Annotated in this window: 12 protein-coding genes; all 12 read left to right on the top strand. The window is 43.4% G+C overall.

What is annotated here, in order from left to right; translation table 11 throughout:
* Positions 1-7 precede the first annotated feature (7 nt).
* The 12 genes from fsa (at position 8) to AC0VX1_RS25890 (ending at position 11,711) form a co-directional block, all read left to right on the top strand.
* Positions 8-658, top strand: a complete 651-nt coding sequence (gene fsa / locus AC0VX1_RS25945) for a fructose-6-phosphate aldolase (RefSeq protein WP_413007787.1) — start codon at positions 8-10, stop codon at positions 656-658.
* 209 nt (positions 659-867) lie between these two features.
* Complete coding sequence (locus AC0VX1_RS25940; protein ID WP_475469541.1) at positions 868-2,151, top strand: UDP-N-acetylglucosamine 1-carboxyvinyltransferase; 1,284 nt, start codon at positions 868-870, stop codon at positions 2,149-2,151.
* 98 nt (positions 2,152-2,249) lie between these two features.
* Positions 2,250-3,212 (top strand): class II fructose-bisphosphatase, encoded by a 963-nt coding sequence (gene glpX, locus AC0VX1_RS25935; protein WP_034315852.1) that lies wholly within the window; start codon positions 2,250-2,252, stop codon positions 3,210-3,212.
* A 318-nt stretch (positions 3,213-3,530) separates the two neighbouring features.
* Positions 3,531-4,820, top strand: a complete 1,290-nt coding sequence (rho, locus tag AC0VX1_RS25930; RefSeq protein WP_034315849.1) for a transcription termination factor Rho — start codon at positions 3,531-3,533, stop codon at positions 4,818-4,820.
* Between the two features lie 148 nt (positions 4,821-4,968).
* Positions 4,969-5,169 (top strand): 50S ribosomal protein L31, encoded by a 201-nt coding sequence (gene rpmE / locus AC0VX1_RS25925; protein WP_034315847.1) that lies wholly within the window; start codon positions 4,969-4,971, stop codon positions 5,167-5,169.
* Positions 5,170-5,307: 138 nt separating this feature from the next.
* Positions 5,308-5,913, top strand: coding sequence for a thymidine kinase (locus AC0VX1_RS25920; protein ID WP_034315845.1), 606 nt, complete (start codon positions 5,308-5,310; stop codon positions 5,911-5,913).
* Between the two features lie 189 nt (positions 5,914-6,102).
* Positions 6,103-6,552 carry a hypothetical protein gene (locus AC0VX1_RS25915; protein ID WP_475469540.1) on the top strand — a complete coding sequence of 150 codons (450 nt, stop codon included), beginning with the start codon at positions 6,103-6,105 and terminating at the stop codon, positions 6,550-6,552.
* 163 nt (positions 6,553-6,715) lie between these two features.
* A complete protein-coding gene (gene prfA / locus AC0VX1_RS25910; RefSeq protein WP_048683507.1) occupies positions 6,716-7,786 on the top strand; it encodes a peptide chain release factor 1 in 1,071 nt (356 codons plus the stop codon).
* The gene (gene prmC / locus AC0VX1_RS25905; RefSeq protein ID WP_475469539.1) at positions 7,779-8,648 is read left to right on the top strand and encodes a peptide chain release factor N(5)-glutamine methyltransferase; all 870 of its coding nucleotides are present in this window, start codon (positions 7,779-7,781) and stop codon (positions 8,646-8,648) included. Before prfA ends, prmC begins: the two co-directional genes overlap by 8 nt.
* A 150-nt stretch (positions 8,649-8,798) precedes the next feature.
* Positions 8,799-9,731, top strand: a complete 933-nt coding sequence (spoIIR, locus tag AC0VX1_RS25900; protein WP_413021598.1) for a stage II sporulation protein R — start codon at positions 8,799-8,801, stop codon at positions 9,729-9,731.
* Between the two features lie 289 nt (positions 9,732-10,020).
* Positions 10,021-11,070 (top strand): L-threonylcarbamoyladenylate synthase, encoded by a 1,050-nt coding sequence (locus tag AC0VX1_RS25895; protein ID WP_106027217.1) that lies wholly within the window; start codon positions 10,021-10,023, stop codon positions 11,068-11,070.
* 74 nt (positions 11,071-11,144) lie between these two features.
* Positions 11,145-11,711, top strand: coding sequence for a manganese efflux pump MntP (locus tag AC0VX1_RS25890; RefSeq protein ID WP_048685870.1), 567 nt, complete (start codon positions 11,145-11,147; stop codon positions 11,709-11,711).
* Positions 11,712-11,803: the final 92 nt, after the last annotated feature.

The following is an 11,803-nucleotide window of genomic DNA, read 5'->3' as shown; positions in this document are numbered from 1 at the left end:
ATATTTTATGAAATTCTTTATAGATACAGCAAATATGGAAGAAATCAAACAAGCGCATGAACTTGGCGTACTAGCAGGTGTTACGACTAACCCATCCCTTGTTGCTAGGGAAAAGGGAGTTTCTTTCCACGATCGGCTAAAAGAAATCACAAGCCTAGTTAAGGAATCCGTTTCTGCTGAAGTCATTGCTCTGGATTTTGAAGGAATGATGGCGGAAGCCAAGGAACTTGTTGCGATTGCACCTAATATCACGATTAAAGTCCCAATGACTCCAGACGGTTTGAAGGCTGTTGCAGCTCTAACAAAACAAGGTGTCAAAACAAATGTCACCCTTATTTTCAGTGCCAACCAAGCATTATTGGCAGCTAGGGCAGGAGCGACTTATGTATCGCCATTTTTAGGACGCTTGGATGACATCGGTCAAAATGGTTTGGATTTAATTTCGGATATTGCTGACATCTTTGCGATCCATGATATCAATGCTGAGATCATTGCAGCTTCCATCCGCCATCCGATGCATATTACGGAATCAGCTCTTAAAGGGGCACATATTGCAACGATCCCTTATAAAGTTTTAATGCAATTATTCCATCACCCATTAACGGACAAAGGAATTGAAGCTTTCTTGAAGGATTGGAATTCACGTACAGAAGCATAATGCCTTGCCGCTAAGTCGCTATAGATTGCACCGTTTAAATAAAATTAACATAAATTAGAAATTTTTCTCTTTTTTTACATGGATTTTCTACTTTTGTGTAAACTAAAGAACTAGATAGTGAATGTTGTCGGATTATGTAATTCCCCTGTGGTAAAATATTACTTTTTTGAAAGTAGCATCTAAGTGCTTAGCGTGGAAGGGAGTTTATTATGGAAAAACTTAAAATTGCCGGTGGCTATCCTTTAAAGGGAAGCATTCGTGTCAGCGGAGCAAAAAATAGTGCGGTCGCCCTTATCCCTGCAACAATTTTAGCGGACTCTCCCGTAACGATTGAAGGCCTGCCTGATATCTCGGATGTTCAGATGCTGAAAGAGTTAATGGAGGAAATTGGCGGTGAGGTATCCTTTGATGATGGGGAAATGACAGTGAATCCCAGCAGGATGATTTCAATGCCTCTTCCAAATGGAAGAGTTAAGAAGTTACGTGCCTCTTATTATTTAATGGGGGCAATGCTTGGTAAATTCAAAAAGGCAGTGATCGGCTTGCCTGGAGGCTGCCATTTGGGACCCCGTCCGATAGATCAGCATATTAAGGGGTTCGAAGCACTTGGCGCACAAGTGACGAATGAACAAGGAGCCATTTACCTTAGGGCGGACGAGCTAAGGGGAGCACGCATATATTTGGATGTCGTTAGTGTAGGGGCAACGATCAACATCATGCTTGCCGCTGTTTTGGCCAAAGGCCGCACTGTGATTGAAAATGCTGCGAAAGAACCTGAAATCATCGATGTTGCCACATTGTTGACCAATATGGGAGCGAAAATAAAGGGTGCAGGGACGGATATCATTCGTATTGATGGTGTGGAAAGTTTGCACGGGTGCAAGCATACGATCATACCGGATCGAATTGAAGCCGGCACTTTCATGATTCTAGCGGCTGCTGTCGGAGAAGGAATCCTGATTGATAATGTCATTCCCCAGCATTTGGAGTCATTGACTTCCAAGTTGAGGGAAATGGGGATTAATATTGAAGCCGGTGATGACCAGATATTTGTCTCACCGGGAGAACAATATAAATCCGTTGATATCAAGACATTGGTTTACCCTGGATTCCCAACGGATCTTCAGCAACCTTTCACTTCCCTCTTAACAAAAGCAACCGGTTCTAGCATGGTCACCGATACGATATACGGGGCCCGATTTAAGCATATTGATGAACTGCGACGCATGAATGCGAAGATCAAAGTCGAGGGCAGAGCGGGCATCGTCGATGGTCCTGTCCAACTTCATGGGGCAAAAGTGAAGGCAAGCGATTTACGTGCCGGAGCGGCTCTTGTAATTGCCGGTTTAATGGCTGAAGGGATTACAGAAGTGACCGGGCTTGAACATATAGATCGCGGATATAGCCATCTTGTTGAAAAACTTTCAGGTTTGGGAGCAACGATTTGGCGTGAAGAAATGACTCAAGAAGAAGTGGAGCAGCTTAAAAGCTGATCCCTTTCTTGTTACCTCATTGTGTTACTATATATGATATAATGTGTTATACTAATATATAAATAAATCATGCTAGTGTACATGAGGGGGAACCGGAAATGGAAAGAAGTTTATCGATGGAGCTTGTCCGCGTAACAGAAGCGGCGGCACTGAATTCAGCTCGTTGGATGGGAAGAGGAAAGAAAGACGAAGCAGATGATGCAGCAACAACTGCAATGCGGGATGTTTTCAATACTATTCCCATGCAAGGAACGGTTGTAATCGGTGAAGGGGAAATGGATGAAGCGCCAATGCTTTATATTGGCGAAAAACTTGGCACTGGTCTTGGGCCACTAGTGGATGTTGCGGTTGATCCATTAGAAGGAACGAACATCGTTGCATCTGGCGGCTGGAATGCATTGGCTGTATTGGCGATAGCCGATAAGGGGAACTTGCTTCATGCCCCGGATATGTATATGGATAAAATAGCAGTCGGACCCGAGGCGGTTGGTCAGATTGATATCAATGCTTCCGTGTTGGACAACCTGAAAGCGGTAGCCAAGGCAAAAAATAAAGATATCCAAGACGTGGTTGCAACAGTATTGAACCGCGATCGTCATTCGAAGATCATTCATGAACTTCGTGAGGCAGGGGCACGTATCAAGCTGATCAATGATGGAGATGTCGCAGGAGCGATAAATACGGCCTTCGATCTTACCGGTGTTGACATCTTATTCGGATCTGGCGGAGCTCCAGAGGGAGTCATTGCAGCCGTTGCCTTGAAATGCCTTGGAGGGGAAATTCAAGGTAAGCTCGTTCCACATACTGATGAAGAAGTGGAACGCTGTGGGAAAATGGGCCTTGAATTAGGAAAAGTCCTCAGAATGGAAGATCTTGTTCGCGGAGATGACGCAATTTTTGCTGCAACAGGTGTGACTGACGGAGAACTTTTACGCGGTGTACAATTTAAAGGGCATTACGGCGAAACGCAATCCGTAGTCATGCGTGCTAAATCTGGTACCGTTCGATTCATTGATGGGCGTCACAGTCTTAAGATTAAACCGAATGGTTTGATTGACTGATAGCGTTTTTTAGAAAAATCACTTTTAAAAAGCGAGCGGTTTCATCGCTCGCTTTCTCTTTAAAAAAATTTAAGTTGAATAATTAAAATAAAAAAAGTAAAATAAAGCTTGGTCTACTATTAATAATTTAAAATCTGCCCTTTCACTCCAAACTTCAAGAAGCCTTCAAATAATTTTCTTCTTTACATGTAAAAATGTATCATCCTTTCTAAGAAAACTCTGGTCGGGTACATGGATTGCGGTTTTTCTTCCATCTAACAAACCAATTCTTTTTCAGTATGGGTGAAAACGTTTAATTAATAAAAGTGTGGTGTCATAATGAATTTAACTATTTCTAATTTAGAAAACATGAAACTTAAGGATCTCTATGAGCACGCTCGTGAATATAAAGTTTCCTATTACAGCAAACTTTCCAAAAAGGAACTTATTTTCGCTATCCTGAAAGCGCAAGCTGAGCAGGACGGTCTCCTATTCATGGAGGGCGTTTTAGAGATCATCCCTTCAGAGGGCTTCGGTTTCCTGCGTCCAATTAATTATTCTCCTAGCTCGGAGGATATTTATATTTCGGCTTCACAGATCCGCAGATTCGATTTGCGAAATGGAGATAAAGTGTCCGGTAAGGTAAGGCCTCCAAAAGAAAACGAGCGCTATTATGGATTGCTGCATGTTGAAGCGGTCAATGGCGATAATCCGGAATCAGCTAAAGAGCGTGTCCACTTTCCAGGTTTAACACCGCTGTATCCTAACAGGCAAATTAAACTGGAAACGACACCGAAGAACTTATCGACCAGGATTATGGATGTCCTGGCACCGGTCGGTTTTGGACAGCGTGGTCTGATTGTTGCACCGCCAAAAGCCGGTAAAACGATGCTCATCAAGGAAATTGCCAATGCGATAACCACAAACCATCCCGAATCGGAATTGATTGTGCTGTTGATTGATGAACGCCCGGAAGAAGTGACAGACATTGAACGTTCCGTCGCAGGAGACGTGGTAAGTTCAACATTCGATGAAGTGCCGGAAAACCATATCAAGGTGGCTGAGCTGGTGTTGGAACGAGCCATGCGCCTTGTGGAGCATAAACGGGATGTCATCATTTTAATGGACAGCATCACTCGCCTAGCCCGTGCTTACAACCTTGTCATTCCGCCGAGCGGACGTACACTGTCAGGGGGTATTGACCCTGCTGCATTCCATCGTCCGAAACGCTTTTTCGGTGCGGCGAGGAATATCGAGGAAGGCGGCAGCCTGACGATCCTTGCTACAGCATTGGTAGATACGGGTTCAAGAATGGATGATGTCATTTATGAAGAATTTAAAGGTACGGGTAATATGGAGCTACATCTAGATCGTGCCCTTGCAGAAAGGCGGATCTTCCCGGCAATCGATATTCGTCGCTCAGGCACGCGTAAAGAAGAATTGCTAATTCCGAAAGATCGCCTGGATAAACTATGGGCCATTAGGAAAACGATGTCAGATTCGCCTGATTTCTCGGAGAAATTCCTTCGCCGTCTAAAACAGACAAAAGGCAATGAAGAATTTTTCAGTAAGCTGGATGAAGAGATGTCAGAAATGAAAAAGGGTCCAGCGAGCGTAAAACGTTCTTAACCCTGTAAGAAACAAACAGTTGCACAACTAGTCTTAAGTTGTTATAATGAGTTCATGTGTTTTTACAATAAATGTGAGGGTGCTTTTCCCTCAACTTGAAGTATATAACTCTGTTTCGAATGATTCAGGGCATAAGGAGATGAAAAGAATGAAAACTGGAATTCATCCAAATTATAAGCTTTCAAAAGTAATTTGCTCTTGCGGAAACACTTTTGAAACTGGTTCAGTTAAAGAAGAGATCAAAGTTGAGACTTGTTCAGAGTGCCATCCATTCTATACTGGTCGTCAAAAATTCGCTGAAGCTGGCGGACGTGTTGATCGTTTCAACAAAAAATACGGTATTAAATAAGCCGGACTTTTTAAAAAACAGGCAAGTATTTTTCTTGCCTGTTTTTTCTTTTCCATAAACAAGTAAGAATTTATACAAAGCCAGGTCGACTTCAATTATGGCCAATGGATCGACAGGTGGAAGGGAGTAGCTGTTTCCATGTATGTAATGAAACAAACAGGCTGGATTGAGCTTATTTGCGGAAGCATGTTTTCAGGTAAATCTGAAGAATTGATTAAACGAGTCAGCCGTGCTCAATTTGCTAAAGAGCAGATAGCTGTATTTAAACCAGCTATTGATAATCGCTATGCGGAAGAGGCTGTCGTATCACACAATGGCTCTTCTGTGATGGCAAAACCGATTGCCCATTCAACGGATATTTTTAAGTATTTGGACAAGCCCTTGGATATCATTGCAATAGATGAAGTGCAATTTTTTGATCATGAAATTATCGGGGTTGCCCAGCATCTTGCGGACAGCGGTTATCGAGTGATTATGGCTGGACTCGATCAAGATTTCAGAGGTGAACCATTCGGCCCTATGCCTGTTCTATTATCGCTTGCAGAATCGGTGACTAAGTTGCAGGCAGTGTGTGAAGTATGCGGATCACCTGCGAGCAGGACACAGCGCCTGATAGATGGGGAGCCGGCCTCCTATGATGAGCCGATCATCCTTGTGGGTGCATCGGAATCGTACGAGCCCCGCTGCCGCCATCATCATGAAGTTCCGGGTAAGCAGGCTGTTGGGATTAAAGAACATATTTGAATGATGGTGCCCTATGATCCAATGAGATCACAGGGTGCTTTTTTTATGCGGAAAAATGGAAAAACTGTCGAGTTATTCAGGTGGCCTGACCAATACATGGAAGGGAAATAAAAGATAAATATTGCCCCATTTTGGGTAGGCTAACGAGGAAATGTTCTTCTTAACCAGTCAAAATGGAGGGGAAAAATAATGAAATCAAAACTGCTTATCATGACGGCCTTTCTGCTTGCTACACTAACGGCATGCGGTCAAAATGACAATGCAATAAATAATGATTCGGAATATGGAGATCAATCCCGGGATGGCAGGGTGGGCAATGGTTTAAATCAAGTATCCAATAAAGATTGGGATAATGAAGCGGAACGACCATCAGATCAGGTCCTCAACACACCGCATCATACATCCAATAATTCTCCATCCATGGGTCAGCAAATTGATGAAATCCGCGGGGTGATCGAATCGGAAACTAATTATGAGGCCGGTTCCGTTTGGTTTAATGGAAATACCATACACGTTACGGTCCATGATAAAGGCAAAATCAAGACCGAAAAAGAAAGAAAAAAGGAAATGCAGCGAATACAAGGCATGATAAACAGGGTTGTGCCTCAATATAATGTAGATGTCAAATTAAACAAGTAACGGCAGACATTTTTGAATCTCTTTGACGTTGATTATTCACCTATACTATAATTAACCTAGAAGTGAACTGAGCTGGGGCACTGAGCTACTTATTTATAGTAATAAGAGATGGATTACTTCCAAATCGTTTAAGATGTTTTGGAAAATTTATGAGGTGAATAATTTGTTTGATCGTTTGCAAGCAGTAGAAGATAGATATGAAAGATTGAATGAACTATTAAGTGACCCGGAGATCATTAATGACTCCAAGAAGCTAAGGGAATATTCCAAGGAGCAATCCAGCATTCAAGAGACCGCGTCGACTTATAAAGAATATAAAGCGGTTCGTGAGCAACTTCAGGAAGCGAAGGCAATGCTGGAGGAGAAACTTGATGCGGAAATGCGTGAAATGGTAAAAGAAGAGATCAATGAACTTGATGAGACCATACAAGGCCTTGAGGATAAGCTGAAAATATTGCTTATTCCGAAAGACCCCAACGATGATAAAAACGTAATCATGGAGATCCGCGGTGCGGCTGGCGGAGATGAGGCGGCCTTATTTGCAGGCAGTCTATACCGGATGTATAGCCGTTTTGCCGAGGTGCAGGGCTGGCGGACTGAAGTCATTGAAGCAAATCCTACTGGGCTTGGCGGCTACAAGGAAATCATATTCATGATTAATGGCAATGGCGCTTATTCAAAGTTGAAATTCGAAAATGGAGCCCATCGCGTTCAGCGAGTACCTGAAACGGAATCAGGCGGTCGGATTCATACATCTACAGCCACGGTTGCCGTTTTACCTGAAGCTGAGGAAGTGGAAGTTGAAATCCATGATAAGGATATTCGTGTCGATACCTTTGCATCAAGCGGTCCTGGAGGGCAAAGTGTCAATACGACAATGTCAGCGGTGCGCTTGACTCATATTCCGACTAATACGGTTGTATCCTGTCAAGATGAAAAATCACAAATCAAGAACAAAGAAAAGGCAATGAAGGTTTTGCGTGCCAGGGTGTTCGATAAAATCAATCGCGAAATACAGGCGGAATATGATCAAAACAGGAAGCTGGCCGTTGGAACGGGCGATCGATCTGAAAGGATTCGGACTTATAACTTCCCGCAAAACCGGGTTACCGACCACCGCATTGGTTTAACGATTCAAAAACTGGATCAAATCATGGAAGGTAAACTGGATGAAGTCGTTGATGCATTAATCATGGAAGACCAATCTTCAAGGCTGGAAAATGCAGATGAGTAATTCTGCCGTGAAAGTTTTTGAAGCCCTTAAATGGGCTTCTTCTTTTTTAAAGGAAAATGATCGTGATGCCAATGCTGGGGAAATCCTGTTACAGCACTTTTTAAAACAAACTCGCTCCCAAATGCTGGCCAACCTTCATGATGAGCTTAGTGAAGCGGATTTTGGGCAATTTAAGGACGCTATCGAGCTGCATGCTGAGGGGACGCCCATCCAATATATAATCGGCAGTGAAGAATTTTATGGACGGACCTTTTTTGTGAATGAAGAAGTGCTCATACCGAGACCGGAAACAGAAGAATTGATTTATTATACATTACGTAAACTCCCGGCCATTTTTATGGAGGGACAGAGGCTCCGTTTAGTTGATATTGGGACTGGCAGCGGCGCAATTGCCATAACGATGAAACTTGAAAAATCAAACCTGATGGTGACGGCCACGGACATAGCTCAACCATCGCTTGAGGTGGCGAGGAAAAATGCCGAATCACTTGGTGCCGAAGTGGAGTTCATGCAAGGTGATTTGCTTTCGCCTTTCATGAATATAAACGAGAAGGTGGACATTCTTTTATCGAATCCGCCATATATACCAGAAGATGATCATAAATCCATGTCAGTGGTCGTGACTGGTCATGAACCACACCGTGCGTTGTTTGCCGGTATCGATGGGCTGGATTTTTACCGCCGCTTTATGGAACAGTTACCTTTGGTGATGAAGGTGCCTGGACTGATCGGTTTTGAAGTGGGTGCAGGACAGGGGGCGGCGGTTGCCGATTTATTGAAGCGAACCTTTCCTGCCGCGGAAGTATCCATCATAAATGACATTAATGAAAAAGATCGAATGGTCTTTGCTGAATTAAAATGATCCGTCTCCCTTATGTGAGACGGTTTTTTTAGGGAAAGCACCCTCATTATCCTTTGGAATCTATATTTCCAGCTATCAACTTTTTTTGTTTTTACTAGTTTAAGATAGCTGAAAAATGGTGAGACTGATTCATGTGAGGGGGCGAAGGCGATGAAAACTAAACATTTAGCCATTATTTATCTATTAATCTTAACTATAGGAACGATCGTAAGTATATATATGCCTAAAGCGGAGATGGTCGGTGCAGAAGATACAAAGGTAATCCCGGATGAGGCGATTCGGCTGCGGATACTCGCCAATAGTGATAAAGAAGAGGACCAAGCGGTTAAACGGCTGATTAGGGATAAGGTAAATGAAGATATCACAAAGTGGGTCGCTGAGCTTACTTCTTTGGATGAGGCGAGGGATGTGATCACCTCACATCTGCCGGATATCCAGGCGACGGCTGAGGCGGTAATAAAGGAACAGGGTTTGGAGCAGTCGGTGAAAGTGGATTTTGGACAAGCTGAATTTCCGACAAAGCTGTACGGGCAGTATTTATATCCGGCAGGGGAATATGAAGCAGTGATTATCACGCTTGGTGAAGGGGACGGTGCTAATTGGTGGTGTGTGTTATTTCCCCCATTGTGTTTCTTGGATTTTTCAAATGGGACGGCTGTAAGTCAAAGTCCGATTGTCGAGGATGAAGAGGAAGGTTCCTTGACTTCGGAAGGAACGGCGTATGCTGCAACGAATGAAGAGAGTGAACCTGTTGCGGAGGAAGTGGTTGAAGAAGAAGTGCTGGCTGAAAAGGAAAAAAGGCCGGAGGAAGTAGTTGAAGAAGAGGTAATCGAGGAGAGTGTAAAAGAGGAAGCACCGGAAGTAACGGTAAAAGAAGAGGTTGTAGAGCCAGAGGTAAAAGAAGAAGTGGCAGTGAAAGATAAGGAACAAGTGACAGAGGAAGTCATTGAAGGGAAAGCTAAAGAAAACAAGGTTGAACTTGCGGCATCCAATGAAAAAGGTCAACAATTATATGAAGGGGAAAAGGGGCCCGAGGTGGAAGTGAAGTCCTTGTTTGCAGAAATCTTCAATGATCTATTTTAAGGAGGGGGCAGAGTCCCTCTTCTTTAAATTCAGATAATTTTAAAAACATATCCACAGGGTTATTAACAAAAAATCAAAAAAGTCTGTCATTAATCATTAATATCCACAAAGTTATCCACGGATTCGATGTGGTTATCCCCAATTTGTGGATAACACTTGAAATATGTGTATACTTCTTTTATACTTTCAAAGTATCTTTTAAGTGGAATTCGTACGTTAAGTTGAAAATACCGTTCATATTAAAGCGATTATATAAAATAAGAAATGTTAAAAGGCGATGGTGTTCAAGATGAAAACGAAAATTTGGTCAGTGGATAAAAATGTGGATAATTTACAAAGTTATCCCCAGATTACACAATCAGCTGAATTATTAAAGGCTAATCAAGTGGTTGCTTTTCCTACAGAGACCGTTTATGGACTCGGCGCGAATGCCAAAAATGACGAGGCGGTCAAAAAAGTGTTCGAAGCAAAGGGGCGTCCAAGTGATAATCCTTTAATCGTTCATATAGCCTCCGATGACCAGTTGTCGGGTATTGTAGAAGAGATTCCGGAACAGGCCCGGAAGCTAATGGCAGAATTTTGGCCGGGTCCTTTGACTTTGATCATGAAACGGAAACCGGGCCAGCTATCGAATCTTGTGACAGCTGGATTGGACACGGTGGCTGTCAGGATGCCGGATCATCAGGTTGCCCTTGGCCTTATTCGTGCGAGTGGTTTGCCCATTGCGGCTCCAAGTGCAAATACTTCCGGGAAACCAAGCCCCACTTCAGCAAAACATGTTGAAGATGACTTGATGGGCCGGATTGCAGGTATAGTCGATGGCGGGAATACAGGTGTGGGCGTGGAATCCACAGTACTGGATTGCACTGTGGAAGTCCCTGTTATTTTAAGGCCTGGCGGAGTGACCCTGGAACAGCTGGAAGCGGTAATTGGGGAAGTCAGGCAAGATGTCGCTTTGAAGAATCAGGAAACGGCGCCAAAGGCTCCGGGCATGAAATATACCCACTATGCTCCGAAGGCCCCTCTATTTTTAGTCAAGGGTAATCAAGCTTTCCTTCAGAAGCTTGTGGATGAAAAAAGAAGTGACGGGTTAAAGGTGGGCATCATTACGGCTCATGAACATCAACAGGATTATAAGGCGGATTATGTAGTTGTCCCAGGTTCACTAGCCGATTTACATACAGTTGCGACAGGCTTATATGATGCCTTAAGACAGTTCGACGAGCTGGAGGTCGATGTCATTTTTAGTGAAATGTTTCCTGACCATGGAATAGGGGCTGCGGTCATGAACCGGCTTGAGAAGGCAGCAGGTCATCAAATCATCAAGGAACATGTGTAATAAGGACTGATTTATCCTTCTATTTCTTTTCGGACATGCATAACATGTAGTAGGCACGTCCGAGGGGGATTGGAATGAATACATTTGCTGGAGAAATCATCACCTTATTGCTAATGGCCTTCGCTTTGGGAATGGATGCCTTTTCAGTGGGCCTTGGAATGGGAATGTTTAAGCTAAGGTTGAGGCAAATTCTGTTTATAGGTTTGACAGTCGGCATTTTTCATATTTGGATGCCCTTGCTTGGAATGGGGGCAGGCCGTTTCATTTCAGAAAAATTCGGGACCTTCGCTACATACGCCGGCGGTCTATTGTTGATCATTCTTGGTATACAGATGTTTATTCCTGGTAAAAAGGATGGGGCTGGTGCCATGCAAAATAAGATGCTGGCTCCTGTCGGGAAAGGTTTAATCATTTTTGCTTTAGGGGTAAGCCTTGATAGCTTCTCGGTAGGGTTGACTCTGGGGATTTACGGTGCCAAAACGATTTTAACGGTTCTTTGTTTTGGGTTTGCCGCCACTCTATTAACGTGGGCGGGGCTTTTACTGGGTAGAAAAATGCAGGGTTTGCTTGGCGTGTATAGTGAGATTCTTGGCGGAAGCATCCTGTGTGCGTTTGGATTGAAACTATTGTTCTCTTTTTGATCCGCCTGAATTCATATCATTCCTACCTCAACTGTTCCGATTAACGGGGCGGTTTTTATTTTTCTTCGGACAAAATGACAGTGATTTTTTGA

The sequence above is a fragment of the Peribacillus sp. QJM3NY_7 genome, assembly GCF_056173225.1.
Note: the sequence above shows the minus strand (reverse complement) of the source record. Positions and strands in the feature narration are given on the sequence as shown.

What these genes read in the sequence shown, in the direction of transcription:
- fsa (WP_413007787.1), top strand. Translation starts at nt 8, where the DNA reads ATGAAATTCTTTATAGATACAGCAAATATGGAAGAAATCAAACAAGCG.
- AC0VX1_RS25940 (WP_475469541.1), top strand. Translation starts at nt 868, where the DNA reads ATGGAAAAACTTAAAATTGCCGGTGGCTATCCTTTAAAGGGAAGCATT.
- glpX (WP_034315852.1), top strand. Translation starts at nt 2,250, where the DNA reads ATGGAAAGAAGTTTATCGATGGAGCTTGTCCGCGTAACAGAAGCGGCG.
- rho (WP_034315849.1), top strand. Translation starts at nt 3,531, where the DNA reads ATGAATTTAACTATTTCTAATTTAGAAAACATGAAACTTAAGGATCTC.
- rpmE (WP_034315847.1), top strand. Translation starts at nt 4,969, where the DNA reads ATGAAAACTGGAATTCATCCAAATTATAAGCTTTCAAAAGTAATTTGC.
- AC0VX1_RS25920 (WP_034315845.1), top strand. Translation starts at nt 5,308, where the DNA reads ATGTATGTAATGAAACAAACAGGCTGGATTGAGCTTATTTGCGGAAGC.
- AC0VX1_RS25915 (WP_475469540.1), top strand. Translation starts at nt 6,103, where the DNA reads ATGAAATCAAAACTGCTTATCATGACGGCCTTTCTGCTTGCTACACTA.
- prmC (WP_475469539.1), top strand. Translation starts at nt 7,779, where the DNA reads ATGAGTAATTCTGCCGTGAAAGTTTTTGAAGCCCTTAAATGGGCTTCT.
- spoIIR (WP_413021598.1), top strand. Translation starts at nt 8,799, where the DNA reads ATGAAAACTAAACATTTAGCCATTATTTATCTATTAATCTTAACTATA.
- AC0VX1_RS25895 (WP_106027217.1), top strand. Translation starts at nt 10,021, where the DNA reads ATGAAAACGAAAATTTGGTCAGTGGATAAAAATGTGGATAATTTACAA.
- AC0VX1_RS25890 (WP_048685870.1), top strand. Translation starts at nt 11,145, where the DNA reads ATGAATACATTTGCTGGAGAAATCATCACCTTATTGCTAATGGCCTTC.